Source organism: Cohnella rhizosphaerae, from assembly GCF_029525575.1.
Lineage (GTDB): Bacteria > Bacillota > Bacilli > Paenibacillales > Paenibacillaceae > Cohnella > Cohnella rhizosphaerae.
In genome coordinates this window covers 341,335-368,035 of record NZ_JAPDIA010000009.1, presented here as the reverse complement: position 1 = coordinate 368,035, position 26,701 = coordinate 341,335, and the positions used below count along the sequence as shown (strand labels likewise).

Sequence of the window (26,701 nt, the reverse complement as noted above, 5' to 3'; positions counted from 1 at the left end):
AGACGATTTTCGGTTTACAACAAGCCGGCACCTGTTACAGTAGAGAGTGCGCTTGCGGCGAACGGCCGCAACCGATAGGAAGCCATGAACTGAGGGACTGGCAAGTTGATACGAAAACGATGGAAATGGGCGGGCATGATCGCCGGCGGCGCGGCCATTGCCGTCGCCGCGACCTTGTACGCCCTGACGTATACGGGTACGAATATTTATCCGAACAAGGACAAACGTCACGCCATACTGCGGCTCGAGGATATCGGTCCCGGCGGCGAATACGGCACGCCAGAAAATCTGGGCAAGCTGCGCGCGGTGCTGGATTATATCGAATCCGAAGGCATCCCTTTTCAAATGGCCGTCATCCCGCGGAGCATCCGCCTTGGAAGCGACGGCGTCTGGCAAGAGCGCGGCATCGACGATCCGCAGCCCGACGCCCTTACGCAATCGCTGATCCGACTGCTCAGACAGGCCGAAGACAACGGCGGCGTGCTGGGCATGCACGGCTATACCCACCAATACGGGGATACCGTCATGAAGGGCGACGGCCAGAATTCCGGCACCGGTTACGAATTCAAAGTTCCGGGCGCGTCCGAGACCAAGGATGCCGGCTATGCCGCCGCCCGCATCGAACGCAGCCTGGCGGCCTTCGAACGGGCCGGGCTACGTCCCGCATTCTGGGAATCGCCGCATTACCGGGATACGCGAGCGCAGGAAAAGGTGTTCCGCTCGTACGTCGGCATCCTTTATCAGCCAGACCTGTTCTCCCTTCGGTCTTTCAAGGACATGAACGTATACGAGAGCCGCAATACGTACGGGCAGGACAGTCTCGGTTCGGTCTACGTGCCCGCTCCGCTCGACTATATTACGGACGATGCTTCGGTCGACAAGCTGCTGAGAAAGGCGAAAACGTTCGACGGGCTAGCCTCGCTCTTTTTCCACCCGTTCCTCGAGTTCCCCGCGCTCGAGGCGGTGACGGGCGCGGACGGACGGACGCAAATGTCGGACGGTCTGCCGGTCTATCGTTACAAAGAAGACGGCGCGTCATCCAAGCTGCACCGGCTTGTGGAAGGGCTTGAAAGGGAGGGCTACCGGTGGATGTCGCTGAACGAGGTCGTCCCCTTCACGCCCGCTCACCGGGTGACGCTCCCGCTCGGCACGACCGCGGAAGACGTGCTGTCGGGAGACGTGACCGGGAGCGGCCATGCGGACGTCGTCGTACGCGAGGCGCATCGGATCTCGGTCATTCTCGGCGACTACGGCACCCCCCGCAACCGGCCGCAGGCGGCGGCGCAGGTTTGGCTCAAAGCCGCGTTTCCGCCGCAGGAGCGGCTGCTGCTGGCCGATATGAACGCCGACGGCAGACAGGATCTCGTCGCGTACGATCCCGTGACGGGAGCGGTGCGCGTCAGCATGGCCGAAGACGGCCGGTTCGCCGATCCCGCGCCCGCGGGCAAGCTGCCGACAGGTCTTGACCGGCTGCTGCCGATTCGGACGCAGGACGGCAGCGTTGCTTTTGCGGCGAGCAGCGACGGCAAGCTCGTTTCCGATTCGTACAGGGACGGCCGCTTGGCCTCCTCCGCCGAACAGTTGACCGCTCTCCCCGCAGACGCCGTGCTCTATGCGGGCCGCTTCTTGAGCATGGAGAGCGACGACGCGCTCTATTCGTCGCTGTCCGAAGGCGGCTTGTCCATCGCGCCGGCGGACGCGCGAGATTCGACCAGGGGCCCCGTTATCGCCGTAAAGGGAGTTCCCTTGAAAAAGGGCGAACAGTTGCTCGTCGGCGACACGGACGGTGACGGTCTCGACGACTTGATCTCGTATACCGCTAAAACCGGCGTCTGGCGCGTCTACGCAAACGAAGGCGCCGGCCGATTCAAGCCGATAGACAACGCCTACGGTCCCTGGGCCGCGGGACGCGGCCGCATCGGAATCGCCGCCGACTTCGACGGCAACGGCAAGACCGATATCGCCGCATACGACGCCAGATCGCGCGCGCTTGATCTTTCTCTTTCATTTCGCAAGCATGTGTCGGAACCTTAACCCGAGAGGAAATGCTCGGGCGCACCTATTATAGACTGCGCAGGAACGGCGGAGATTCAGTTCGAGGAAAGCAACCGCCGCAGGGTCGGATCGTCGAACAGTCCGGCGACCGTGAACGACACGCAGGGCAGCCTGTCCGACGAGACTGTATCTTCGCCTTCGTATACGCGGCTGAGCTCGAAGCGGTCGCCCTGCAACAGATGCTGCTCCAGGGTCTGGGCGCCAGGGTCGAGGATCCAATACTCAGGCACGCCATGCTTTTCATAGATTCGAAGCTTGCGGACGCGGTCCCGGTGACGCGAGCCGGGCGACAGAATCTCGACGACCAGGTCCGGCGGCCCCTCGATGCCCCGCTTGGTCACGATATCGGCGCGCTCCGGACGAATGAAGATCAGGTCGGGCTGCACGACGTTGGTAGGACTGAGGATGACATCGAGCGGCGCGCTTAAAATGAGATATTCCGCTCTGCAACTGCCAGCTAGCGTAAACTGCAAATTGTAACTCAGTATCTGATGCGAAGTGTTCGGTCCCGGCGACATGAGCTCCAGCGAACCGTCCAGTACTTCGTAGCGCAAGCCGTCGTCCGGCATCGCAGCATAAACGTCGTACGTCACCTGCTGCTCGCCGACCCGATCCTCCGGTCTTTTTTTTGTCTTCCGGTCGTTTTTTTGTCATCCATCCCAGGCATCCTCCTGACAGAAAAACCCCGTCAAAGCGACACGGTTCGTGTTCGGCTCTGACGGGGCGCTTCCCCGTTTCTTTCTTTGATTCGATTATGCTCAAAAATGGAAGATCTGTCAACGGAAAATCAGCTGACCCCGTTTACAAGGCAGCCGACGCTTGCCGAAGCAAGTCCGCCAGCGCCTCCTTGTCCACGTCCTGCGCCTTCCCGATCTTGATCGTCTTGCGTTCCGGCGGACCGCTCCAGGCGCCTTCGGGGAACGCGACGCCCGCTGCGTTAAAGACCGTGTAGCTTACCGCGTCCTTCGACGTCGAAATGACGGCGGCGTACTTGCCGTTTTTGAGGTAATGGGGCTTCTTGTACTGCATGCGCTCCAACGCGTCCGGAATGACCGCAAGCGTAAGCTCCCGCAGCGCATTGCAGCGCTCGGCCTGCCAAGGCTCTTTGAGATCGGCGATAAATTGCGCGACTTCAGGGTTCATGTCAACAGCTCCTATCGTGTGCTTATTCGTGCGAATTCCTTAAAGCGCCGATCTGGTCGCGCAGGTCGGCCTCGATCGGGTTCAAGCTTGCGGCGAACGGCGGCACGGCCGTATCGCGAAGCCGGCGCAGCTCGATCCCGCCTTCTCCGAAGCCATAGGGGTCGGGCATTCCCGCCGCCCAGGCGTATGCCTCCCGTTCCGAGTCGGCCTCCAGCAGCATGTACCCCGCGACCTGTCCTTCCGCGTCGCAGAACGGTCCCGCCGTCATCGCCGGCGGACCTTCCGCTTGCGAATACGTCAACCGGAGCCCGTCGGCGCTGGGCAGCAGGCTGGCGGACTCGATGAGGACGCCAGCCGCCTTCATTTCCCGGAGGTAAGCCGCAAAAGCCGCGGCCCGTTCGCCAGCCGGCCCGATGCCAGCCTCGAAGCGCGCGTTCGCCCTGATCAGGATCATAAATCGCATATGCATCGCCTCCTTGAGTGAATTTCAAGCGACGGCTCAGGCGAGGAAGAACGACTTCAGCACCGGCGCGAGCGCGTCCATCGACCGACCGCATCGTAGGCGATCCGCGTTCCGTCTTGGATATCGCCAAACCGTTCCGTACGGTTCGAGTCGCTCTTCACCGTTCGTCCAATCCTCGCTTCTATATGGTTATTGTCGCTCCGCGCATTCCGCCGCGCGCCTTCGCATCAGCTCTTGCTCCGGCACATTCTGCGTCATGGAGGCGGCCCGCTCGAACGCCGCGCGCGCCTCCTCCATGCGCCCGAGCTTCGCGAGCAAATCCCCGCGAACGCTCGGCAGCAAGTAATAGTCACGCAAGGCGGGCTCGTCGTTCAGCTCGTCGACGATCCGCAGCCCGATGGCCGGTCCGAACGCCATCGCGATCGCGACGGCGCGGTTCAGCTCGACGACGGGCGAAGGCGCGACGCGCGACAGCGCTTCGTAGAGCGCCGCGATTCGGGCCCAGTCGGTGTCCCCCGGCGCCTTTGCCTGCGCATGGCAGGCGGCGATCGCGGCTTGGAGCGCGTACGGCCCGAGCGGACGGCCCAGGCTGCGTGCGCGCTCGAGCGCAGCCAGACCTCGCCGAATCAGCAGCCGGTCCCAAAGCGCGCGATTCTGATCCATGAGCAAGACCGGCTCGCCCGACGGACCGATGCGCGTCTTAAAGCGCGACGACTGGATCTCCATCAGGGCGACAAGACCGTGCACCTCCGGCTCCCCTTGCACCGCCTCCGCCAGCATCCGGCCGAGACGCAGCGCCTCCTGGCAGAGCGTCGGACGAATCCAGTTTCCGCCCGACGTTGCCGAATATCCTTCGTTGTACATCAGATAGACAACCTCGAGCACCGAGGAGAGACGTTCCTCCAGCGCCTTCCCCTCGGGCGCGTCAAACGTCGCGCGCGCCGCGCCTAGCGTCTTCTTCGCGCGGACGATCCGCTGCGCGACCGTCGGCTCGGGGACGAGATACGCATGCGCGATCTCTTCCGTCGTAAGCCCCCCCCAGCAGGCGTAAAGTCAGCGCCACGCGCGATTCGCGCGAGAGCGACGGATGGCAGGCGGCGAAGATAAGTCGGAGCAGCTCGTCGCCGATCTCCCCCGACTCCTTTTCCACATCGTCCTCCGTATACAAGGGGCTGGCGCGCCCGTATTCCTCGTACTTGCGTTCCCGCAGCTTGTTCCTCCGCAGCAAGTCGATCGCCCGTCGCTTCGCCGTCGTCATAAGCCATGCCCCCGGGTTGTCCGGAATGCCCGTCTCCGGCCACCGTTCGAGCGCGATCAAGAGCGCGTCCTGCGCCAGGTCCTCCGCCAGGCCGACATCGCGAACCATCGTCGCCAGGCGTGCGATCAGCTTGGCCGACTCGATTCGCCAGACAGCGTCGATCGCGCGGTGCGCGGCCCGGTCGCTCACGTCCGGCGCGGTCCTTCAAGCCGCTCGCGCAGCGCATGTTCCTTGGCCAGCATCCCCGGATCCTGCGTCAAATCGCTCATGTCGAAAATCTGCCGAAGCTCGATTTGACCTTGCCCGAACCCGTGCGGATCCGGCATCCGGAGCGCCCACTCGAGCGCTTCTTCCTTCGACTTCACCTCGATCATCGTAAATCCGGCGATAATCTCCTTGGCTTCGGTGAACGGTCCGTCCGTAATCTTGGGCTTGCCTCCCGCCTCCGGGTAGGAGATCCGAATGGCCGACGAAGTGGGATGGAGCCCGTCGGCGGCCACCAGGACGCCTGCCTTGGCAAGCTCTTCGTTGTACCGCTGCATCGCCGCGACCAGCTCCTCGCTCGGCATGACGCCCGCTTCCGAATCCGACGTTCCCTTGACGATCATCATAAAACGCATTTTGTTTTCCTCCTTTGGATGGGAACCGGCAGCTTCATCGGCTGGCGTTTCCTTCGCTTACATAAACACGACGAACGCCTGGCGGCCGAATCGACATGCATTCAAAAAATTTTTTTTGCCGGACCGCCCGGACGTCCGTTCACAGCCGCAACGCCATAAAATCCTCGTCGAAGTATCGCCCGCCGTACTTCAACGCGCGCCGTTCCACGCCGTACGGCTCGAAGCCGACGGAGGCGTACAGCCGCTTGGCCGCCAAGTTGTCCGACATGACGGCCAGATTGAGCTGCTCCAGTCCGTCGAGCGCGCGCGCTTGGCCGATGAGATCGAGCATCAGCGCTCTGCCGACGCCCGCGCCTCGCATCTCCGGCGCCACGTACACGCCGTACACGTTGCCTTTATGCGAGGTCTTTAAGCTCTCCTCCCGGACGAACGACGCGATGCCGGCCAGCGTCCCGCCGCCTCCGTCGCCGACAGCGCCCAGCGTGAACCGTGCGGCGCCGGGCTTGATCCGTTCGGCGAACGTTTCCAACGCGAACCGCGCCTCCCGCTCATAGGTCGATCCGTACGCGTCCGGATCGGTCCTGAGCGCGGTTAAACGAATTTGCCGATAGACGCTTGCATCTTCCTCTTCGAGTACGCGAATAAGCAAGCCGTTCCCTCCTCGGGAGCTCCGATTCCTTATGAGTAAAATGATAGCATAGAACGCTCCTTTCGACGCGCTTTGCGCGATTCCGGTTTTCAGGCAAGGAGTGCTATAATCGTATAAACGAGCATCAAGTCAGACACATATTCGAGCGAGAATCGGAGGAGAGCGCATGGCCGACCGCACCAGGCTTGACCGCAAGCGTCACGTTTCCCTGAAGGATTTCGATCCCCGCGATACGGGCGATATCGAGAGCAAGGAACAGGCTGAAGCGGAGATGGAGGTTCTTCGCGACAGACTGCAGGAAGCGCAGGAAAAGCTGTATGCCAGCCGTTCGCACGGCGTGCTGATCGTGTTCCAGGGGATGGACTGCAGCGGTAAGGACGGCACGGTAAAAAAAGGTGTTGTCCGCGCTCAATCCGCAGGGCTACCGAGCCGAGAGCTTCAAGACGCCGACCGCGGAGGAAGCGGCCCACGACTTCCTGTGGCGAACGCACAAGCTGGTCCCCCAAAAGGGATACATCGCCTCCTTCAACCGCTCCTATTACGAGGAAGTGTTAATCACCCGGGTTCACGGCCTCATCGATAAAAAAAGAAACCGAACGGCGCCTGGCCCATATCAAGCACTTCGAAAAGCTGCTCGCGGACAGCGGCGTGCTGGTCATCAAAATTTTTCTCCATATCTCCAAGGAATTTCAGCTGGAAAAGCTGCAGGATCGGCTGACCCGGCCCGACAAACTGTGGAAGTTCGATCCGAACGACCTCAAGGAGCGGCGGCATTGGGACGAATACGTCCGCGCTTACGAAGACGTCTTCGAGGCGACCGGCACGAAGCGCAACCCTTGGCATATCGTCCCTGCCGACAAGCGCTGGTACCGCGATTACCGCGTGCTGAAAATTATAACCGAGGCGTTCGAGTCGCTGGACCTCGCGTATCCGGAGATCGATATCGAGCATTTCGGAGAGCTGGATCTGGACGAGGAAACGCGGGCCAAGCTGTTAGCCGCCAAGCGCAAGGATGCCAAGGGCGGCGAGCGGCGGGATGCCGAGGGCGATGGCCTGCAGGATGCCAAGGGCGATGAGCGGCGGGATGCCAAAAGCGATGGCCTGCAGGATGCCGAGAGCGATGAGCGGCGGGATGTTCCGGAGGCAGCGGCTGCGGAAGCCCTGGCGACCGGGGCCGGCGGCGAAGCGGCGGGCGAGCGGGAAGCGAGCGGCGGGAACGAAAAAGCCGCCGTCGACGGGGAAGCCTTGCACAGCGAACCGGCGGACGCTGGCTCGGAGACGGCCGAAGGCGTGCCTGCGGATGTCGGCCCGAAGACTGCAAAGGGCAGAGCGCCCCGCGGCGGCAGGAAACCCGCCGCCGACAAAGCGCCGAACACCGGCCGTCAAGCGGCGAGCAAAAAAAACGGCGGCGGCAGGCGAGACGGCGGCTGGTGGAAAACCGGCAAAGACTGGCGAAGCGGCGCCGCGTGGAAAATCCGCGGAAGCTGGCGAGACAGCGACGGGCGAAAAATCGGCAGCGGCGGGCGCGACAGCGGCTTTGGGAACGCGGAAGACTGCCGGGAGAACGCGGGGTACAAGGAAGCAGGCCGCCGCCGAAGCCGAGGCACCGGTACAAGCCGCGACCGAGGATGTGCCCAGCGAGCCGACCGCGCCGAAGCCGCCGAGCAGACGCGGCCGGAGGCCGAAGGAAGTTTAGCATACTTAAGAACCTGCCGTCGTGCCCGGCAGGTTCTTTGTTTTTCGCGGCACACACTCGCCCCCCTTCAACCCCGCCGGCCCGCCAACTGTCGATCTACGTGCATACTTGCGGTACTTTAACCCCATCGACCGGCAAACTGTCGATCTCGATCGACGATGTACGCCGTGTTGTACAAGCCTCCGAAAATATTGTTCGCCCACCGCTTGTCCACCCTGTTATTTCCAATTGCAACGTGGTGAAGTATCAGTATTCAGCTGGCGCGGCCAGCAAAAAACACAATGGAGGCGATTGCGATGCATACACCGGTCGTTGGAACGTTTAGAAACGAACAGGACGTCATCGGCGCGATCGAGGCGCTGAAGGCGGCAGGCTGGAACAAGGACGATATCTCCGTCGTCAGCCATAAACGCGAAGCCGTCCATCGCGTAGACACGGTCACCGGCACGAACAGCGCGGAAGGCATGGTCACGGGCGGCGTGGCGGGCGCCTTTCTCGGCGGAACCGCCGGACTCCTGGCCACGGCTGGCCTGCTGTTCATACCGGGTCTCGGTCCGCTGCTCGCGGCCGGTCCGATCGCGACCGTCATCGCCGGCGCGGCCGTCGGCGGCAGCACGGGCACGCTCATCGGCGGCCTGGTCGGTCTCGGCATCCCCGATCGCGAGGCGGAGATCTACAAGACGCTGGTCGAGCAGGATCATCTGCTCGTCATCGTGAAGGCGAACGCCGAGGATCGGGCGCACGCAGAGCGCATCTTCCAGACCTTCGGCGCCGTCGGGCCCCGTTCAACGGCCGTCTCGTACGTGCAGTCTCCGCTGCCGGCAGCAGCCGCTCACGAGCCTGCCGACGAGATGCGCGTCTATATCAATGCCAAGGACGGCGACGTACAGACGCCCGTGAAGGAACTCGTCATTCCCCACGATTCCAGGGAGGTCTGACCGATGCGCGGCAAAAGCGCGGCGCTCGCTTCGATCTCCCTGTCGGTCTTCGTCGTCTACGCCGTCAAGACGATGAAAAAGACGATGGCGACGCTCGACGAAGCGAATCGCACGCTCGTCGACGTCAAGACGTCCGCCCTTCAGGCTACGCATGAGGCGACTGCGTTAATTCATACCGTTAACCGAACCGTTAGGGACGTTAAAGGGCGCATCGATACCGTCGATCCGCTGCTCGAGACGACGCAAGAGGTGGGCGACGTCTTGCACACGATCGCGCACTCGGTGAAGGAAGCGCTCAGTCCCGGCGAAAATGAACGCAGGGGCGTCGACGCCCCCGTCCGCGCGCGGGATATTGCCGTTCGCATCGGGGGAAGGGTCAGTGCCGCAAGCCGGCGGCGCACCCTCCCTTTATCATAAATAGATTCACCTCGTTAAATGAGGCCATGCGCCGCCGCGTCAGAGCTTGGTCGACGCGACCAAAAGGAACATCGGGCGGCGCGCCTCCTCCGCCCATGCCGGATGCCGCTCCAGCATGTCTGCCGTCGGCTTCAGCTCGGACAGCTTGTCGACGTGGAAGCCCGTTTCGATTAAAGGATTCAGATAGCCGGCTACGGTCCTGTGGTACTTCACGACGTCATGCCCCAAAAATCTCGCGAGCCGCGGTCCTTCCTCATGGTAGCGGTCAAGCGGCCAATGCAGCTTCTCCCCGTTCGGACCGTAGTGCCAATCCTGCCCTTCCAAAGCCGTAAACGTCGGATGCTCGACGGTGAACACGAAGGCTCCGCCGGGCGAGAGGCAAGCGCGTACGCCCTCGCAGATCTCGCCGAAGTCCGCCACGTAATGCAGCGCCAGCGAGCTGACCACGACGTCGAACGCACCAATGGGAAATTCGAAATCCTCGATGCCGCTTCGCACATACGCGATCGCGGGATCATCGGTCATCTCCCGCGCCCGCTCCAGCATCTTCTCGGACAGGTCGACGCCGACCGCGGACCTTGCTCCCTGCTCCCGGGCGTACCGGCAATGCCAGCCGTAGCCGCAGCCCAAATCCAGCATCCGCTTGCCCGCCAGATCCGGCAGCATCGTACGCAGCTCGTCCCACTCGCCTGCCGCCTCCAAGCCGCCGACCGATCGCGGCATGCGGCTGTAATTTTCAAAAAAACGCGGGTCGTCGTACTTGTTCTCCTTCATGCTCCAGCGCCTCCTCATCCGTTGACGATGTTCATCTGGTTTAAGTATAGCAATCCGACGCGCAGCGCAAAAAGCCCCTGCAGCCGGCGACCGCCGGAGGACAGGGGCTTACGTTTTTTAAGTGACGCGCCTAGCGGCCCCGCACGGCCTCGAATTCCGCCCACTGCGCGGCATCCAGGCGAGCGCGAGCTGGGCCAGCGACAAGCCGAAGTCGGAATCAGATCAGTCCAGCGATCCGCCCCGTTCGGGCCAGCGCGTCCAGCGCGAAGTCGAGATCCTCGCGCGTATGCGACGCCGTCACGATCAGTCTCACTCTCCCCTTGTCCATCGCGACCGTCGGATAGACGATGCCCTGCGCATACACGCCTTCGGCGAGCAGCGCATCGGAGAACCGCATCGTATCCGCGGGCGAGCCGACGATGATCGGGATGATCGGCGTCTCGCTCATCCCCGTGTCGAAGCCGAGCGCGAGCAGCTTTTCCCTGCAATAATTCGCGTTGCTCCACAGCCGCTCGATCAGCTCGGGGCTGCGTCCGAGCACCTTCACCGCGGCCAGGCAAGAAGCGGCGACGGCCGGCGTCTGCGACGTGCTGAACAGAAACGAGCGCGCCTTGTGAATCAAATAATCCTTGAGCAGCGCGGAGCCCGCCATATATCCGCCGGATACGCCGATCGCCTTGGACAGCGTGCCGACCTGGATGTGCACCCGCCCGTGGAGGCCGAAGTGATCCGTCGAGCCTTTGCCGTTGCGTCCGAGGACGCCGCTCGCATGCGCATCGTCGACATACACGACGGCATCGTACCGCTCCGCGAGCTCGACGATGGCCGGCAGCGGCGCAATGTCCCCGTCCATGCTGAACACGCCGTCGGTGACGACGACGCGGGCGCGGTAGGACGCGCTCTCCTTCAGCGCCTGCTCCAATTGGTCGAGATCCTTGTGGGCGAACACCTTGCGGCTCGCCTTGGTCAGCCGGATGCCGTCGATGATGCTGGCATGGTTGAGCTCGTCGCTGATGACGACATCGTCCGGCCCCAGGATCGACCCGAGGATCCCCTGATTCGTCGTGAATCCGGATTGGAACACCAGCGTCGCCTCGGTGCCCTTGAACGCGGCCAGCTCTCGTTCCAGCTTCCCATGAATGTCGAGCGTGCCGGCGATCGTGCGGACGGAGCCGCTGCCGACGCCGTATTTTTCGATCGCTTCGATCGCGGCTCGCTTCAGCTCCGGATGCGCGGTCAAGCCCAAGTAGTTGTTGGAGGACATCTGCAGCACCCGGCGTCCGCCGAGCGTCATCCAGCTGCCCGATCCGCCCTCCCATTCCGTCAGCGGCCGGTATCGGCCGTCCGCCTTGAGCTGCTCCAGTTCCTTCGATAAAAAGTCCAGGTTTGCCATCGTTGATCTGTCGGCCCCTCTCTTATCGTTCGTTTCCATGCGCGACTAATGCGTAAATACGACCTTGCCGCAATTGCCCGACTTCACCAGCTCGAACGCCTCTTCGTAACGGTCCAGCGTGAACGTATGCGTGACCAGTCCGTCAAGCCGCAAAGCCCCCGAATCGAGCAGCCCTTTCATTTGGTACCATGTCTCATACATGCGGCGGCCGGTAATGCCGTGAACGCTGATGCCTTTGAAAATCAAGTGACGCGCCAGGTCGATCGGCACGTCGTCCGTCGGGATGCCGAGCAGCGAGATGCGGCCCGCGTTCGCCGCCGCCTCGAACCCGCCCCGGATGGCCGCCGGGTGGCCGGACATCTCGAGCACGACCTCGGCCCCTTCGCCGTCGGTGAACGCGCGAACCGCTTCGGCCATCGGCGTCTCCGCGCTGTTGACGAGCGCGTCGGCGCCCATCTGCCTGGCCATCTCCAGTCGGTTGGCGCGGACGTCGACGGCGATGATCTTGCCCGCGCCGCATGCGCGCGCCACGGCGATCGCCATCAAGCCGATGGCGCCCGTGCCGATGACGGCGACGGACCTGCCGACGATGTCGCCGGCGAGCACGGTCTGCACGGCATTGCCCAGCGGATCCTGCAAACATGCCAGCTCGAACGGCATCTCGGGGCGATTGTGAATGACGTTGCCGGCGGGCAGCACCGCATACTTGGCGAAGCAGCCCGGCGCCGAGATGCCGAAGCTGCGCGTGTTGGCGCATACATGCCCGTTCCCCGTCCGGCAGGCCTTGCAGTGGCCGCACACGATGTGTCCTTCGCCGGACACGCGGTCTCCGACCTTGACGTTGGTCACCCGCTCGCCGACGGCTTCGACGACGCCCGCGAATTCGTGTCCGAAGACGTTCGGCGTCACGACGGCGCGCTCGGCCCAGGCGTCCCAATTGTAAATATGCAGATCCGTGCCGCAGATGGAAGACGCCTTTACCCGTACCAATACCTCTTCGGGACCGGGCACCGGTACCGGCACCTCCATCAGCGCCGCGCCCGGCCCCCGGTCCTTTTTCACCAGGCCGAGCATCGTTTTCTCCCGCATGGTCATCACCCTCGTATCGAGTTAATTCCGCTTTATACAACATATTATACAATTGTATTATATATTGCACAATGAAATTATTATGGGGTTTATATTCGCGTGGCGTTCGGTATAATGGAGAGAAAATAAAGGGACTTAGGTGGATATAATGGACGCCATTCATAAGAAAGTCGGCAAAAACCTGCAAGCCGTGCGCAAATCCCGCGGTCTCAGCCTGGACCAGGTAGCCGAGCTGACGGGCGTCAGCAAGGCGATGATCGGCCAGATCGAGCGGGGCGACTCCAATCCGACGATCTCCGTGCTATGGAAAATCGTCAACGGCTTAAAAATTTCATTTACGTCGCTCATTGAAGAGACGAAGGCGGAAGTCACGTTCGTCGACATGGCCGGGATCGAGCCGTTTTTAGAGGAGGACGGCGCCTATCGCTCGTTCCCGATGTTTCCTTACGACCAGCGAAAAGGCTTCGAAATCTACGCGGTCCGCATGGATCCCGGCTGCAGCCACGAATCGGAACCGCACAACGAAGCGGTCGAGGAATACATCGTCGTGACGGACGGCTCGCTCGACGTCGAAGTCGGCGGCGATACGTACGCGGTGGCCGCGGGCAACGCCGTGCGCTTCCCCGCCGACCAGCCGCACGCGTACCGGAACAATACCGGCCAGGTCACTACCTATATTACGCTCATCCATTACCCCTCATGATGCGCAAAGGCCCGCTCTCCCGGAATTTCCGGGGAGCGGGCCTTTTCTTCGGGCTTCGCTGCCGTTATAACTCGCCTCATGCTCCGGTACCTAGACCTCCATCCGCCTCCACATCATAAGCGCGGCGCCCGTGGCGACGGCGTCCTCGCGCAGCTCGCCCTTGGTGAATGCCGGCTGGTACGCCGGATAGTAGTATACGTGCCGGCGCGCGGTCTCGATGGCTGCTTTGTAAAAGCGTTCATCCGAGTAGATAAGCGCCCCGCCCAGAATGACCGTCTCCGGATGGAACATGTTGATCATATTGGCGAGGCCGATGCCGAGGTATACTGCCGCGCCGTCGAACAGCTCGACGGCCGGCGGATGCCCCTCTCTCAGCGCCTGAAGCAGATCGTCGTAACGGATCTGCTCCGGCGCGATCCGCAGCCGCTCCGTCCAGCCGCCGCGTCCCAGCTCGGCCTGCGATTGCGCCTGCTTCTCAAGCGCCTGAATGGAGGCGTACGCCTCCAGGGCGCCGAAGTTGCCTCCCTCGTGCAGCCGCGTGCCGTCCGCCTGAACGATCATCTGTCCGACGGCGCCCTCCAGATCGATCGAGCCGTGGACGATCCGGCCGTTCGACATCATCGCGGAGCGCAGCCCGATCCCGGCATGCACGTACAGCATATGCTGGGGATTGGAACGCCGCAGCGCCCAGCGCTCGCCCATGAGCGCCGCGTTCGCGCCGTTTTCGAGGCGCGCCGCGAACCCGGTCGCTTCCTCGGCCATTCGGCGGATCGGGACGTCCTGCCAGCCCGGCGCCGCGAAGTGGAGCGGCCGAAGCACGATGCCGCGCTCGCGGTCCAGCGGTCCGACGGCGCCGATGCCAAAGCCTCTCACCTGGCCGGGCTCGATCTTGTGATCGAACAGGATGGCCTTGACCGATTGCTCGGCATGCGCGATCAGCCTGTCCGGCGTCATCGCCTCGTCCATGCGCCAGCGGGTGAACGACATCGGATTCATGCGGACGTCGAAGAAGCCGAGCGAAGCATGGGAACGTGAAATCTCGAGACCGAAAAAATAACCGAATGCCGGGTTCGTCTCGTATACGATCGGCCTTCTGCCGCCGCTGGACGGGCCGAGACCCGATGCCTGAATTAGCCGGTCCGCGATCATCTCTTCAAGCGTCCGCGTCAGCGTGCTGCTCGGAATCCGAAAACGATCCAGCAGCTCGGCCTTGGAAACGGCGCCCTGCTCGGCGATATGGCGGTAGATCAATTCCTTAGACGTAAGCACTCGATTCGCGCGATCCATCGATGGGGCACATCCTCACTCGTTCGTTCGGCTCTCATCATTTCTATCATTATAACGAAACGCCCTGCGGCGAGCCATACGAAGACCCCATACTTTATTCCATTTTGGTTTTAAGATGCTATACTATTGAAGACGGGAGGCTCTGCCATGACCGACAAAAGAAAGCTCCATCTCTCACTCTTCCTCGTATTTTTGAAAATGAGCCCTTTAACGTTCGGAGGCGGATACGCGCTGATTCCCGCCATCGAACGCGAGGTCGTCGAAAAGAAAAGCTGGCTGCGCCGGGAGGAAGTCGCCGATTTATTCGCGGTATCCGGCACCGTGCCGGGCGCCGTCGCGGCGAATTCCGCCGCCTTCATCGGCTATCGCATCGCCGGCGTCTCCGGCGCGATCGCGGCGCTGCTCGGCATCTGCCTGCCCACCTTCGTCCTCATGATCGTCTTGTCGGTCTTCTACGTTCAATTCAAGGACAATCCGAAAATCGAGGCGGCGTTTACCGCTATACGAGCCACGGTCGCCGCGCTTATCGCCTTCGCGGCGATCAAGGTCGCCCGCTCCTCGATCGTGGATTTCGCCTCCGGCGCGCTCGCGACGGGGGCCGCGCTCCTGCTTTTTACCGGCATTCATCCGCTATGGGTCATCGCCTTGGGCGCAGCCGCAGGCATGCTTTGGGTCCATTTCCGAGCGTTAAGGGGAAAGGAAACGAAAATCAAGGACAAAGAGCCCGTGTACGATTACATGATATAATCTGAGCAAATGAGGTGGAGGGCATGCTGATCCATCTGTTCGCCATGTTTTTCCTGGTCGGGCTCGTCTCGTTCGGCGGCGGCTATGCGATGATCCCGCTCATTCAGGAAGAGATTCTAAACCGCTATCGCTGGATGGAGGCGGGCCAGTTCGCGGACATCGTAGCCGTCGCGGGCATGTCTCCAGGTCCGATCGCCACGAATATCGCGGTCGCCGTAGGCTACCGGCAGGCCGGATGGCTCGGAGCGGCTTTGGCGGCGCTGGCCGTCGTGCTGCCTTCGTTCGCGCTCATTCTCGCGGCGGGCAAGCTTTTTTTCCGCTATCGCGACAACCCAAGGGTGGCGGCGGCCTTCTACGGCTTGCGGGCCGTCGTCGTCGGACTCGTCGCGTATGCGGCCGTATCGTTCGCGCGGCACGCCGGCATGGTGACGGCAGCGCCGGATTGGCGGACCTGGTGCCAGCTCGCGATATTCGTCGGCTCCCTGTTCGCGCTCATCTATTTGCACAAGCATCCGTTCGTCGTCATTCTCCTATCCGGCCTGGTCGGCATCGCGCTGTACGGCTAGCCGCATTTAAGCGCAACCTTCAAATCCCCGAACGACGAAAAGGTGAAAGGCGTAGGACCCGCCGAAGCGCTCCGCCTCGGAGACGTAGCCCGTCGCTACAACAGAAGCTTTGAATTGGACGTTGGTAACCGACCGAGGCCGAGTGGGAGTATGCCGCCAGTGGCGGACTGGCCCGCAAGACTTGTCCTTGGGGGGGGACTTACTTACCCTTCCCTTGCTATACCAGTGCCGCTTACCGGGTCAAGCCGCTTCGATATTCGTGCGGCGAGCGTCCCTTCTGCTTTTTAAACGCCAGATAAAACGTCTTGTAATCCGCATACCCGACGTCCAGGGCGATCTTCGCCATCTTTTTTGTCCGGGTCCTGCATCATCCTGCATGCCTCTTCGATACGCACCTGCTGCACATATTGCATCGCGGTCATGCCGGTCGTTTCCTTAAACAGCTGGCTGAAGTAGTTTTTACTGAAAAAGGTCCGCTTGGCCAATTCCGCGAGGCGGAACGGCTCGCGGTAATGGGTATCGAGATATCGGAGCACCGCCTCGATCTCGGATTTACGCCTGGGCTGCCGCTCATCGGCCGCGCTTCTCCGCTGGTAGCCCCGCATCATTTTGACGATCAGCTCGATCATATAAGCCCGCAGCACCGCGTTGTACCCCTCAAGCTGACCGTTGTACTCCCGCTCCATCTTGCCGATCAGCTCGTCGAACTCCCGCTGCTCCTCGGCATTCAGGCGAAGATTCTCCCGTACGCGTCCCTCGGTCCAGCTGTCCTTGAACAGATAGGACATCGTCAGACTCGTGAAGTCCTGGAACGGCAGCAGGCTGTCGTCCATGAAGCCCGGAAGAAACAAAAGGTTGTAGGTAATGAGCTCTTCGTCCTCCGGATCGCGGTAAAAGGCGTGCTTGACCTCATAGTTGATCAGGAACAGGTCTCCCTTGGCCACCCGGTAGATCTCTTCGCCGACCTCGTGATAGCCCGCACCCGCATAGACGTAGCAAATCTCGACAAAGTCGTGGGCGTGAGGCCGCTGCCCGCCGATGACCGCTTCCGAGTGTTTGACGATACGAAACGATTCTCCCGGCCTGAAAAACTGCTCTCCCAGGTACACGGCGCCCAGCGTCATGCTCACCCCTCCTCTGCCCTCTTTGTTTTCTTGTACGATATCGGTATATCGGTATATCCGCCATCCGAGTCTGAATAATTGCCATCGCGATTTGCCCGGTAGGGGGCTACGATAACAACGTACAGCTTCATTATAACGAAAGGCGGCTGGAAAGCGATGAAAGCATTGGCAGTAACGGAGCTCGGCAAGCGGGCGGAAATCATGGAGATGCCGGACCCTGTGATCGACGACGATTCGATTATGATCCGGACCGCCTATTCCGGGATCAGCATCGGTACGGAGATGTGGATCGCCGAAGGAAGACGGCAGGATTATGGCCCGCCGCCCTTCGTCAACGGGTATCAGGCCAGCGGCACGGTCGTCGAGGTCGGGGCGAATGCGGCCGACACGGTCAAGATCGGCGACTTCGTGACGGTATTCTGCAACGGCGCGCATGCGCAGTATGTGAAGGCGAGCAGACATCATGTGCACGCGCTCGCTTCGGAGGCTTCGCTGCGGGATTGCGCGATGTTCGTCCAGCCCTGCGTCGCCGCCAACGCCTGGAACCTGGCCAAGGTCAATACGGGCGACACCGTGTACGTCGTCGGGCAAGGGCTGATCGGCCAGTGCGCGGCTATGCTCGCCCGTCTGCGCGGCGCCTATGTCGTGGTCTCCGACATCTCGGCCGATCGCCTGGCGCGGTCCCGGGCGTACTGCGCGGACTGGGCAATCGACGCCTCGGTGCAGTCCGTGCCGTCGGCGATCCGCGCCCGGTTCCCCGAGGGAATCGACATCGTCGCCGAATCGACCGGCTTTGAGGCACTGCTGGACGATGCGCTGGACGCCTCTCGGCGCAAGGGAACGTTCGTCTTCCTCGGCTGGTATCCGGACCGGGTCGGATTCCGCTACGACGTGCCGCACAGCAAGCAGCTGAACGCAATCTTCCCCCTGCTTCATCGGCGACCGCCCCTCGCGCGAAGGCGTGATCCGGCTCATCGAATCCGGCAGTCTGAACCTGGCGGGCCTGATCTCGCATGAAGTGCGGTGGGACGCTTCGCCTGAACTGTATAACCAACTGTTCACGAAGCAGCGCAACGCATACAACGGCATCGTTATTAACTGGGAGCAGGTGAATTAGCATGGCGATCCTGATTACCGGAGCGACCGGGTTCATCGGCCGCGAGCTGGCCCCGCGTCTGGCCGGCAGCCATGAAGTCGTCTGTCTGTCGCGCGGCGGCAAGGCGTTGGAACGGGACGATGCCGGGTGCGTCCATGTGCGGGGTTCGTTCGATCGGTTCGAGGACTTGCGGCAGTTGGATGCCTATCGAATCGATACCGTTATTCATCTGGCTGCGGTGACGGGCGGCTGCAGCGAGGAGGACGGCTTATCCGTAAACGTACTGGGTACGAGGCGGCTGTTCCGTTACTTGCTCGACAGGGGCGCCGAAAGGTTCGTCTCGGCCAGCTCGGTCGCCGCTCCCGGTTGTCTCGGCAGCGGTTTCCTGCCGGAGCGGCTGCCGATCCCGGACGAGCACCCCTGTCTGGCGACGGACGCCTACGGCCTCAGCAAGGCGATGGCCGAGCAGGTAACGCACTATTTCCATCGCCTGCATCCGGACACGCGCTTCGTCAATCTGCGATTAGGCGCAGTCGTGGGTGCAGACTGGACGCCGCAGCCGGTAGACGCCGGAACGAAGTTGACGATCCCCTTCGTGCGCCTGAGCCATGTGTACGTCAGCGACATCGTCGCGGGTATCGTTCGCACGGCCGAAGCTGAGCTGCCGCCCGGCGTCCATACGTGGAACCTGGTCGGCCCCGACAGCAGCTGCAGCATTCCTACGGCCGACATGCTCCGCTCGGTGCTGGGGGACCGTGCGGCGGACTACGACCTGTCCTACTACGAACAGCCTGGCCACGCGCACAAGCCCGTGTTCGACATGCGCGCCATCGCAGACGCGATTGGATTCTACCCGCAGCGCTCTATGCGTGCGCAACCGGCTTCCCGATGAGCTTGGGCGCACGCATAGGAAAAGAGCCGTACCCGCATCGATATCAGGTGTCTGCACGGCGAAAGTTGGAGTTGCGTCCCGTGTCCAAACTGCGAGCTCGGCCTGATCTTCGCATTTTGGACATCGTGCAATAATTTACGCGTCTTAGGATCACTCCTCCCTATCAACCGTCTTCGTCGTCGAACAGCTCGTCCAGCACCTTGTCCCGGTTTTCCAAAAACCGCTTGGTTACGATATAGTGCAGCGTGTCCTCGTACCGGACCTCCCGGATCGGCGCCTCGTCGAAGCTCAGGATTCGGGCCCCCCGGATAGCCGAGGAGTATCGGGGAATGCGTGGCCACGATGAACTGCGCATCCTTTTCCAGGTCCTTGATGATTCGCATAAGCGCCAACTGCCTGGCCGGGGATAACGCCGCTTCGGGCTCGTCGAGCAAATAAACGGCCCTGCGGCCGAACCGGTGCTTGAACAGCGACAAGAACGCCTCGCCATGCGACTGCCGGTGCAGCGAGCGTCCGCCGTAGGCGCCCAAGCTCTCGGGCATCGTATCCAGATGGGAGGCAAAGTGGTAAAACGTCTCGGCGCGCAGAAAAAAGCCGTTCGTCACCTTGGGCATCCAGGACAGCCGAATCGCGTCGCCAAGCGCAGAACCGGCAGCCTCCACCTCGTACAGGTTGTTTCTGCTGCCGCCTGCCTGGTTGAACCCGCATTGGTAAGCGATCGCTTCCAGCAGCGTCGATTTGCCCGATCCGTTTTCTCCGACGAAGAAGGTGACGTTTGACTCAAAAGCGAGCGAAACGAGTCCGCGTATCGCCGGGATGTCGAACGGGTAACCTTCCCGATTCGCTTCGCCTGCACCGATCACCGACAGACTGCGCAAAAACATCCGATCCTCTCCCGCCGTGCGATCTGTTTGTATACGATAAACGTAACGATTGTTCGCGCCCGGGTCAACCGTCCCGGGGATCGATATAAGGGCATCCGCGGGAATCATCGAAGCACTCGCATAATTTCGGCCCGACGCCGATCTCAGCCGTAAAAAGAAAAGCGCCTGTACCGGGCGGTACGGGCGCTTCTTCTCGTTGTCGCATGCCCTTCGCCGCATTTGAACGATATCCCCTTCGAACAGGAGGCATCCATGCGCAGCATCGAGGACGTTCCTGAACGAAGGGGATACTGTGCAAATGAATAAAAGCATCATGCCTGATCGAAAGGGATACCGTTAAAACATGAAAAAGAGGCTTGTGCTATAGCCCGTACTTGCGGATCAAATAAGTCGGCGTGCAGCTCCACGCGTGACAGTAGCTGTTGATGAGGTGGCTGCCGTACGGAGAGAAGCTCTTGTCCTGCGGATCGTACAGCTCCCAGAACGTGTCTGCGCCGTCTTCAAGCATTCCGCCCCAGTACTGCTTAAGCATCGCAACCGCATCGTCCCGGCAACCCGTCAGCAGCAGCGCCTCGACGATGTGATGGTACATGTACGGCGTGGTCGGGCCGATGTCCGGCGACTCGGCGAGCAGCCGCAGCATCAGCGCTTTATTCTCCGCGGGGGGCAGCACCTCCGCCAGCGCCATCCAAGCCTGCGACGCCCAGGACACCTGCCGGTCCGCGCCGCTGACGAAAAAGCCGCGTTCCGCATCCCACAGCCGCGCCAGCGTCGCGGACTCGACTTCGGCGAGCCGCGCCGACAGTCCGGCCGCCGAATCGCAGCCCACCCGCTTAGCCATGGCGATCGCGCGCTTCAGCGTATAGATTAGCACCCCCTGCGCGGGCGCCTGCTTGTTAAGCGACTGGTGCCAGTCGATGAACGCCCACCAGGATTCATCGTCCCGTACCATGTCCGACTCGTCGAGCCGCTCGAGTCCCAGCTCGACCTGCCGGCGCGCGAGCGGCCACAGCTCCCGCAGCGTCTCTTCATCGCCCGTTGCCTCCACATAGTCGTGCAAGGTTGCGGCGAAAAACAGCGAGTAGTCGTACAAGTACGTATCGTCCGCGATCAAATCCGGCTCGACGAACAGATTCGCCGTCACCCGTCCCAGCTCGTCGGGCACGGCCGCGAACAGGAAGAGGCAGCGCTTGACCAGGTCGTCGCCGCGGAACGTCTCGTAGTTCGCCAGCGCCTGAAGCCTCAGGTCGCCCAGCCACAGCCTGCGGTCCCGCTTCGGCCCGTCCTCGAATACGTCCTGCATGCAATCCTGCAGCGTCTTGACGCTCACGCGGTCGATCTCCCGAAGGACGGGATCGGGATGCGCCAGCTCGCTCACTGCGGAAGCGTCGCCGGATGTGACGGTGCGAACCGCCGCATCGCCGAAGGCGATACGATACTTTTGAGACGTATCCAGCACCTCCAGCTTCAGATAGCGAAAGCTGTATCTTCGCGGCAGCGAGATCCGCGCCGGCAGCACGTCGACGATCAAGATCTCCTCCTGCAGCCAGGAGCTGCTGATCCAGCCGTTATAAGAGGAGAACGGCTCCGCCATCTCGACCGGCATCTCGCCGAACGTCAACTTCAGCTTCAGCGGTGCGTCCGGCGGACTGCCGACCGGGCGGACGCCGAGCGAGACGAAGCCGACTCGATGATCCCCGAAGTCGAGCACGACTGCATCGCCTTTTTTGAATTCGCGGATCTCGAGCGCCTCAATCGGTGCGGCCTCCCTCGCGCGCCAGCCGTGCATGGCCTCGGCGTCCGCGACGACCTCGACGATGCGCGCCGCCTTGACCGCCTCCTCGAGCAATACCGGCTTTAGCGCCTCCGCCTTGCTAACGTAAGCTTCGCTGCGTACGATTCTTACCTGCGCCGTTTGCATTTTGATCGTATCCGACATTTCCAGGCTCCTCCTTCAATCGCTTGTACGATCCGCTGTATCAGTCAACCTTGACTCGCTTATAGAACCGTAAATAGCGCGCGCCTACCTCATTTGACGCGACACCTACCGCCCCTCCGTAGCGCGATCCGCCTCCAACTGCCGCTGCAGCTCGCCAAGATAGTCCTTCGGCGAATACCCCGCACTGGTGACGAGCAACTGCGCATTGTCCCAGGCCAGAAGCTGCGCCTTGGTGCTGAAGCGGGCCTCGAACCACAGCGCTCCCTTGGTGACCTCGCCGATCTTGCTCTGAACCATTTTTGTGAGCGGCGGCGCGTCCTCGGGCACGTCCTTCACGTTAAATCCCGTCACCATGCCGAGCTCCGACATGGCACGGTCTCCGTACCGCTCGAACACGTACTTCATCCAATCGCCGACCTCGGGCGTATACGAAGATTTGGAAAAGGAAGTGGTCAGTCCGGCATTCACCGGATATTCGTCAAGCGAGCCCCTTCCGTCCCGAACTAGCGGGATGCTGAAAAAGCCGACGTTGTCCGCCCCGATCTTGTTCTGCGTCGAGTCGTTAAAAGCGCGCAGCTGCCAGCTGCCCATGTAGAACATGGCCGCCTTGCCCTGCAGGAACAAATTAACCGACGTGCCCATGTCGATCGTGTTCACGCGGGAGCCGAAGTATCCCTGGAGCCCCATCCGCTGCACGGCATCCGCCGCCTCGACGAAGCCGGAATTCGCGAGCGACAGATCTCCCTTATCCACTTTTTCCATTGCGTCGACGCCGAGCTTGCGTATCGCGTACGCGTTGATCAACCGGGTGATCGGCCACTTCTCCTTGCCGGCCACGGCAAACGGCTGGATGCCCTCGCGCTTGAACGTCTCCGCCGCCGCCAGCATCTCGTCCCAGGTCCGGGGCTCTTGCAGGCCGTATTTTGCGAAAAGCGCCTTGTTGTACCAGAAGCCTTCGATGTTCATCTCCAGCGGCAGGGCGTACAGTCCTTTTCCTTCCGCGTACGCCTTGAGCAGCTCGACGGCCGCGGGATTCAGGCTGTCGGCCATGCCGAGCTCCGCGAACGTCCGCTCCAGGTCGAGCGCCGCGTTGCTGGCGATGAGGTCGAGCAGCGGCTTGCCCGATTGATAGCTGAACAGCACGGGCAGGTCGTTGCTCGCCGCAAGCAGCTGCACCCGCTGGCTCAGGTCGCTCTCCGACACGTTCTCGAACTTGTAGCGGACCGACGGATGCGCGTTCTGATATTCGCGAGCGAGCTCGCTGATGATTCTGGAGCTGCCTTCGTTTTCTTTATTGGAGGAAAGGTACAGTATCGTCGTCGCATCGTCGGAAGGGACGAGTGCTGGCGTCGGCGTGCCGCCGCAGGACGTCAACAGGAGCGCGGATATCGCCGGCAGCGTCAGGAGGAAAACCGGCAGCCTGATCAAGCGCTTCCATCCCTTTTGCCGCATGCCGCTCACCTGCCTCTCCCGGTTGAACGGTATTGTCCTGGCGTCATGCCGGTCTGCTTTTTGAACACCTCGGCAAAGTGCCGCGCGTGATAGTACCCCACCCGTTCGCTGATCTCCTGCGTCGGCATGCCTTCCTCCAGCAGCGTCTTCGCTTTTTCCATGCGCAGCTTGGTCAAATATTTGATATAAGAGAGTCCCATCTGCTCCTTGAAAAGCAGGCTGAAATACGCGGCATTCATCTCTACGTGGGCCGCGACCTCCTGCTGGGTCAGATCCCTGCCATAATGCAGCTCCATGTAGGCAAGCGCTTTCTCCACTGCCGAATGCTTCGTGCGCTGTCGCACGCCGCGTATCCAGTCCGCGATCCGTTCGATCTCCTCGCGAAGCCAGGCGGCCTGCGCCGACCTCGTCTCAAGCTGACGCAGTGTCAGCTGCGGCGGCTCGCCGGCGCCGTCAATCTCGGAGGCGTCGCCTCCCGTTTCCCTGGCCGCTTCGAAGGCGTGAAGCAGCAGCTTCAGCAGCTCGAGCTCGGCGATCTCCGGATCGACCTTGCCCTGCTTGAATGATGCCAGGTAGTCGTCCAGCTTTTGCATAAGGCTGTCCTTGTCTCCGAGCCGCAGATCAAAGAGAATGCCTTCCTCCAGATCGGACAACGCCGGCGCAGGCGAATGTCCGTCGCCGAGATCCTCGTACCGGGTCCAGCCGGTGCCCTCGAGGTATTTACCGTATCGGAGCGCCCGAAGCGCCTCGCGGCAGCTGACGGCCGCTTCGCCGACATCGGCATGCGTCGCTCCCGAGCCGACGGCCGTCCGGTCCCATGCCTGCAGGGCGTTCGTCCAATCGCTGCCGACCGCGCCCAGGTGGAACACGGCCTGCAGAAATTCGGCGCCGTTGCGCACCGTAACCACGCGGAAGCCGGGCCCCTCCGGCAGCTCGAACGCCGAATCCGCGCCGGCGACGACCGTGACGCCCCGTACGTCCTCCGCTTCCGGACCGAATTGCGTTCGCCACTCCGCTTCGGCGTCGCGCCCGTAGAGGAGCAGATCGAGCGTCGCTTTTTCCAGCAGCCCCTCCTGCCATCTTCGCTTTAGACTCGACATCTCGCTTCGCTCGCCGATACGCGCGACCGCCTTCTCGATCCCTTCCCGGATCTTCGAGATCGTGATCGGCTTCTCCAGATAGTCGACGACGCCGAGCTTGATCGCGCGCTTGACGTAGTCGAACTCGTTGTAGCCGCTGAACACGATGCACACCGTATCGGGGGCTTCCTCGCGGATGCGTTCGATCAGCTGGAGTCCGTCCATGCCCGGCATGCGGATGTCGGTCATGACGATATCGGGCCGCAGCGCCTTGAACAGCTCCAGCGCGGACAGCCCGTCCTTCGCCGTCCCCGCCAGCTCGACGCCGTGCTCGCGCCAGTCGATGAGCCGCTCCAGCCCCTTCAGCACGATGAATTCGTCGTCGAACACGACCGCCTTCAGCATGTCTACTCCTCCTTGTATAGCTTGTGCGGGAAGCGCAGCTCGATCGAGGTGCCCTCGCCGGGCCGGCTGCGAATCGTAAACGAGCTCGTCGGCCCATAGTAGATCTCCAGCCGTTCGCGCACGTTGCGCATGCCGTATCCTTCCTCCGTTTTCCGGATATCCGCCATGCCGACCCCGTCGTCGATCACCGTGAACGACAGGAACTCTCCGTCCATTCTCCCGGTCAGCCGCACCGTTCCTTCGCCGACCTTCGGTTCGAGCCCGTGATAGATCGCGTTCTCGACGAGCGGCTGCAGCATCAGCTTCATGATCTCATAGCTCATGATGTCCGAATCGACCTCTTGCTCGTACTTGAAGCGGTTGTCATAGCGCAGATTCTGGATGATCATATAATGCTCGATGTGCTTGAGCTCCTTGTAGACCGGGATCGTCTCCTTGCCCTTGTTCAGGCTCAGCTTGAAGCTCTCGGACAGCGACAGCGCCATCTGGGCGATATCGTGCTGCTCCTCAAGCATCGACATCCAGTAGATCGAATCGAGCGTATTGTATAAAAAGTGCGGCTTGATCTGCGCCTGCAGCGAGCGCAGCTCGGCCTCCCGCTCCTTGAGCTGCGCTTGCAGCAAGCCGCTCGCTCAGCACCTGATAATCCGCCGTCACCCGATGGAACGTCTGCCCGATGACGCCGACCTCGTCCGCGAGAAACGCCTCGCCCGCGTCGGCAGACGAATGGCCCTTGGCCCAGTCGCCGATCATTTTTTTCAGCTGCAACAGCGGCTTCGTGATCGTCCCCGAGACAAAGTAAGACACCGCGAGCGCGATGCCGGCCATGAGCGCGGCGAGCAGTCCCGTCGTCAGCGTGATGCGCTGGGACTGCTGAAGCAGCGCCTTCGCTTCAACGAAGTGAACGAACATCCAACCGCTCGTCGCGTTCCGATATTGGCTGTACAGGTAACCGGCCTCGCGCATGTTCGCGAACGTCGCGTCCAGGCTGCCGCCGACGCCGACGCCGGCCGTGAGCTCGGGACGCAGATCGTACACGACGACAGGATTCGTCTCCCGCGTATCCAGCACAAGGAAGCCGCTCTCGTCGCTCTCGTTGACCGTCTGCTCGAAGATCGACTTGCGGATGTTGATGACGAGCAGGCCGATCTTGTCCCCGCTCAGCCGGTTCGGGTCCCGCAGCAGCTTGACGCTTGAAAATGCGTTGCCGTACGGCGACTCCTCAAGCACGTTATAGCCGAAAAACACTTCCTTGCCCCTGGCCTGCTCGGCCTGCGCGTACCAGTCCGTGCGCTCGATCAGGCCGCGCGTTTCCTCGGAGCCGTACTTGCCCGCCTGCTCCGAGCGTCCGTAGCAGACGGACCGGAAGTTGCGGTCGAACAGGCAGATCGAGTCGATGTTCTGGATGTCGAACAAGTTAGACACGACGATATTTTGCAGCAGGTTGGCCGTGCGCACGTCGATGACGCCTTCCCCGTCCGCCTTGGCCTCGCCGCTTTGGTACAACTCCTGCCGGAGCTGGTCGTTGGACAGGATGATGCGGTTCATGTTGATGATGTTGCGCATGAGCAGATCGGCGACCTCGCTGGACGTCTTAAGATGGTCCGCGTTGGCCTGTATATGGTTTTGCACGAGCATGTCTTTAGAAATGTTCAGGGAGACGTATCCCAGCACGAACAGCGGCGGAAGCGAAACCAGAATCATGGCCGCCAGAAATCGGCTGCGGATTCGCGGCGGCCTGAGCTTCAGCAGAAAACGGCGGAGTCTCGTAATCATGGCAAGCATCCTTTACGGGCGTCGCGGGCGCCTTGTAAGCGGAACCAAAGATGCTTTCCGCCCGGCTCACCGCACTTTTGGCGCATCGCGGATGACGGTGCGGCCGCGGCGCGAGCCCGTTTCCTTTCATTGTAACCAATCGCGCCTTCAATATTAAGGTGCGTTTTTTTTGGGAAAGCTCCGCGTTTTTTAGGAGAAGGGCTGCTGCGATCCCGTTGCGATTCGTCGCTGAACCCGAAACCTCTCAATCCCGATC

Annotated in this window: 25 protein-coding genes and 5 pseudogenes; 11 read left to right on the top strand and 19 right to left on the bottom strand. The window is 61.8% G+C overall.

Features of this window, described 5'->3' with window-relative positions; all coding sequences use genetic code 11:
- Positions 1-105 precede the first annotated feature (105 nt).
- Positions 106-2,034 carry a DUF2334 domain-containing protein gene (locus OMP40_RS35970; protein ID WP_277538728.1) on the top strand — a complete coding sequence of 643 codons (1,929 nt, stop codon included), beginning with the start codon at positions 106-108 and terminating at the stop codon, positions 2,032-2,034.
- Positions 2,035-2,090: 56 nt separating this feature from the next.
- On the opposite strand, the gene OMP40_RS35965 is transcribed toward OMP40_RS35970, so the two are convergent.
- The 6 genes and pseudogenes from OMP40_RS35965 to OMP40_RS35940 all read right to left on the bottom strand — a co-directional run bounded on the left by OMP40_RS35965 (position 2,091) and on the right by OMP40_RS35940 (position 6,188).
- On the bottom strand, positions 2,091-2,648 hold the full coding sequence (locus tag OMP40_RS35965) for a Uma2 family endonuclease (protein ID WP_277538726.1): 558 nt from the start codon (positions 2,646-2,648) through the stop codon (positions 2,091-2,093).
- 208 nt (positions 2,649-2,856) lie between these two features.
- The gene (locus OMP40_RS35960) at positions 2,857-3,198 is read right to left on the bottom strand and encodes a DUF1801 domain-containing protein (protein ID WP_277538724.1); all 342 of its coding nucleotides are present in this window, start codon (positions 3,196-3,198) and stop codon (positions 2,857-2,859) included.
- Positions 3,199-3,220: 22 nt separating this feature from the next.
- On the bottom strand, positions 3,221-3,661 hold the full coding sequence (locus OMP40_RS35955; protein ID WP_277538723.1) for a YciI family protein: 441 nt from the start codon (positions 3,659-3,661) through the stop codon (positions 3,221-3,223).
- A gap of 189 nt (positions 3,662-3,850) precedes the next feature.
- Positions 3,851-5,108 (bottom strand): annotated as a pseudogene (locus OMP40_RS35950) (RNA polymerase sigma factor).
- Complete coding sequence (locus OMP40_RS35945) at positions 5,105-5,539, bottom strand: YciI family protein (RefSeq protein ID WP_277538721.1); 435 nt, start codon at positions 5,537-5,539, stop codon at positions 5,105-5,107. The pseudogene OMP40_RS35950 and the gene OMP40_RS35945 overlap by 4 nt, the downstream one beginning before the upstream one ends.
- A 139-nt stretch (positions 5,540-5,678) precedes the next feature.
- The gene (locus OMP40_RS35940; protein ID WP_277538719.1) at positions 5,679-6,188 is read right to left on the bottom strand and encodes a GNAT family N-acetyltransferase; all 510 of its coding nucleotides are present in this window, start codon (positions 6,186-6,188) and stop codon (positions 5,679-5,681) included.
- 166 nt (positions 6,189-6,354) lie between these two features.
- On the opposite strand from OMP40_RS35940, the pseudogene OMP40_RS40895 reads away from it, so the two are divergent.
- The 5 genes and pseudogenes from OMP40_RS40895 to OMP40_RS35915 all read left to right on the top strand — a co-directional run.
- A pseudogene (locus OMP40_RS40895) lies at positions 6,355-6,522 on the top strand (polyphosphate kinase 2 family protein); the annotation flags it as partial.
- Between the two features lie 61 nt (positions 6,523-6,583).
- Positions 6,584-6,724: pseudogene (locus OMP40_RS35930) on the top strand (polyphosphate kinase 2 family protein); the annotation flags it as partial.
- Between the two features lie 112 nt (positions 6,725-6,836).
- Positions 6,837-8,006 carry a polyphosphate kinase 2 family protein gene (locus tag OMP40_RS35925; RefSeq protein ID WP_420872114.1) on the top strand — a complete coding sequence of 390 codons (1,170 nt, stop codon included), beginning with the start codon at positions 6,837-6,839 and terminating at the stop codon, positions 8,004-8,006.
- Positions 8,007-8,180: 174 nt separating this feature from the next.
- The gene (locus OMP40_RS35920) at positions 8,181-8,822 is read left to right on the top strand and encodes a YflT domain-containing protein (RefSeq protein WP_277538717.1); all 642 of its coding nucleotides are present in this window, start codon (positions 8,181-8,183) and stop codon (positions 8,820-8,822) included.
- 3 nt (positions 8,823-8,825) lie between these two features.
- Entirely contained in the window at positions 8,826-9,239 is a 414-nt protein-coding gene (locus OMP40_RS35915; protein ID WP_277538716.1) for a DUF948 domain-containing protein, read from the top strand.
- Positions 9,240-9,278: 39 nt separating this feature from the next.
- Here the strand turns inward: OMP40_RS35915 and OMP40_RS35910 are convergent, their stop codons facing one another.
- The 3 genes from OMP40_RS35910 to tdh form a co-directional block, all read right to left on the bottom strand.
- Complete coding sequence (locus tag OMP40_RS35910) at positions 9,279-10,013, bottom strand: class I SAM-dependent methyltransferase (RefSeq protein ID WP_277538714.1); 735 nt, start codon at positions 10,011-10,013, stop codon at positions 9,279-9,281.
- 217 nt (positions 10,014-10,230) lie between these two features.
- Positions 10,231-11,406: a glycine C-acetyltransferase gene (locus OMP40_RS35905; protein WP_277538712.1), complete on the bottom strand. Its 1,176-nt coding sequence runs from the start codon at positions 11,404-11,406 to the stop codon at positions 10,231-10,233.
- A gap of 45 nt (positions 11,407-11,451) precedes the next feature.
- Positions 11,452-12,495 (bottom strand): L-threonine 3-dehydrogenase, encoded by a 1,044-nt coding sequence (tdh, locus tag OMP40_RS35900; protein ID WP_277538711.1) that lies wholly within the window; start codon positions 12,493-12,495, stop codon positions 11,452-11,454.
- Between the two features lie 148 nt (positions 12,496-12,643).
- Here tdh and OMP40_RS35895 point away from each other — a divergent pair, with 148 nt between their 5' ends.
- Positions 12,644-13,198, top strand: a complete 555-nt coding sequence (locus OMP40_RS35895; RefSeq protein ID WP_277538709.1) for a helix-turn-helix domain-containing protein — start codon at positions 12,644-12,646, stop codon at positions 13,196-13,198.
- Positions 13,199-13,288: 90 nt separating this feature from the next.
- Here OMP40_RS35895 and OMP40_RS35890 read toward each other — a convergent pair whose 3' ends face one another.
- Positions 13,289-14,467 carry an ROK family protein gene (locus OMP40_RS35890; protein WP_277538707.1) on the bottom strand — a complete coding sequence of 393 codons (1,179 nt, stop codon included), beginning with the start codon at positions 14,465-14,467 and terminating at the stop codon, positions 13,289-13,291.
- 165 nt (positions 14,468-14,632) lie between these two features.
- On the opposite strand from OMP40_RS35890, the gene OMP40_RS35885 reads away from it, so the two are divergent.
- Positions 14,633-15,232, top strand: a complete 600-nt coding sequence (locus OMP40_RS35885; protein WP_277538705.1) for a chromate transporter — start codon at positions 14,633-14,635, stop codon at positions 15,230-15,232.
- 23 nt (positions 15,233-15,255) lie between these two features.
- Positions 15,256-15,798, top strand: a complete 543-nt coding sequence (locus tag OMP40_RS35880) for a chromate transporter (protein ID WP_277538702.1) — start codon at positions 15,256-15,258, stop codon at positions 15,796-15,798.
- Between the two features lie 39 nt (positions 15,799-15,837).
- On the opposite strand, the pseudogene OMP40_RS43250 reads toward OMP40_RS35880, so the two are convergent.
- The 3 genes and pseudogenes from OMP40_RS43250 to OMP40_RS35865 form a co-directional block, all read right to left on the bottom strand.
- A pseudogene (locus OMP40_RS43250) lies at positions 15,838-15,936 on the bottom strand (formylglycine-generating enzyme family protein); the annotation flags it as partial.
- A gap of 94 nt (positions 15,937-16,030) precedes the next feature.
- On the bottom strand, positions 16,031-16,129 hold the full coding sequence (locus OMP40_RS42815) for a hypothetical protein (protein WP_420872134.1): 99 nt from the start codon (positions 16,127-16,129) through the stop codon (positions 16,031-16,033).
- Positions 16,083-16,922: an AraC family ligand binding domain-containing protein gene (locus tag OMP40_RS35865; protein ID WP_277538700.1), complete on the bottom strand. Its 840-nt coding sequence runs from the start codon at positions 16,920-16,922 to the stop codon at positions 16,083-16,085. Before OMP40_RS35865 ends, OMP40_RS42815 begins: the two co-directional genes overlap by 47 nt.
- Positions 16,923-17,078: 156 nt before the next feature.
- Here OMP40_RS35865 and OMP40_RS35860 point away from each other — a divergent pair, with 156 nt between their 5' ends.
- Positions 17,079-17,939, top strand: a complete 861-nt coding sequence (locus OMP40_RS35860; RefSeq protein WP_277538698.1) for a zinc-dependent alcohol dehydrogenase — start codon at positions 17,079-17,081, stop codon at positions 17,937-17,939.
- Positions 17,940-18,040: 101 nt separating this feature from the next.
- Positions 18,041-18,910 carry an NAD-dependent epimerase/dehydratase family protein gene (locus OMP40_RS35855; RefSeq protein ID WP_277538696.1) on the top strand — a complete coding sequence of 290 codons (870 nt, stop codon included), beginning with the start codon at positions 18,041-18,043 and terminating at the stop codon, positions 18,908-18,910.
- Positions 18,911-19,073: 163 nt separating this feature from the next.
- Here OMP40_RS35855 and OMP40_RS35850 read toward each other — a convergent pair.
- The 6 genes and pseudogenes from OMP40_RS35850 to OMP40_RS35825 all read right to left on the bottom strand — a co-directional run bounded on the left by OMP40_RS35850 (position 19,074) and on the right by OMP40_RS35825 (position 26,445).
- Positions 19,074-19,794, bottom strand: a pseudogene (locus tag OMP40_RS35850) (AAA family ATPase).
- A gap of 361 nt (positions 19,795-20,155) precedes the next feature.
- Positions 20,156-21,733: an alpha-L-rhamnosidase-related protein gene (locus OMP40_RS35845; RefSeq protein ID WP_277538694.1), complete on the bottom strand. Its 1,578-nt coding sequence runs from the start codon at positions 21,731-21,733 to the stop codon at positions 20,156-20,158.
- 105 nt (positions 21,734-21,838) lie between these two features.
- Positions 21,839-23,185, bottom strand: a complete 1,347-nt coding sequence (locus tag OMP40_RS35840; RefSeq protein ID WP_277538692.1) for an ABC transporter substrate-binding protein — start codon at positions 23,183-23,185, stop codon at positions 21,839-21,841.
- A gap of 5 nt (positions 23,186-23,190) precedes the next feature.
- A complete protein-coding gene (locus OMP40_RS35835) occupies positions 23,191-24,669 on the bottom strand; it encodes a response regulator transcription factor (RefSeq protein WP_277538690.1) in 1,479 nt (492 codons plus the stop codon).
- Between the two features lie 2 nt (positions 24,670-24,671).
- Positions 24,672-25,292 carry a sensor histidine kinase gene (locus OMP40_RS35830; protein ID WP_277538688.1) on the bottom strand — a complete coding sequence of 207 codons (621 nt, stop codon included), beginning with the start codon at positions 25,290-25,292 and terminating at the stop codon, positions 24,672-24,674.
- Positions 25,177-26,445 (bottom strand): hypothetical protein, encoded by a 1,269-nt coding sequence (locus OMP40_RS35825; protein ID WP_277538686.1) that lies wholly within the window; start codon positions 26,443-26,445, stop codon positions 25,177-25,179. Before OMP40_RS35825 ends, OMP40_RS35830 begins: the two co-directional genes overlap by 116 nt.
- Positions 26,446-26,701 lie beyond the last annotated feature (256 nt).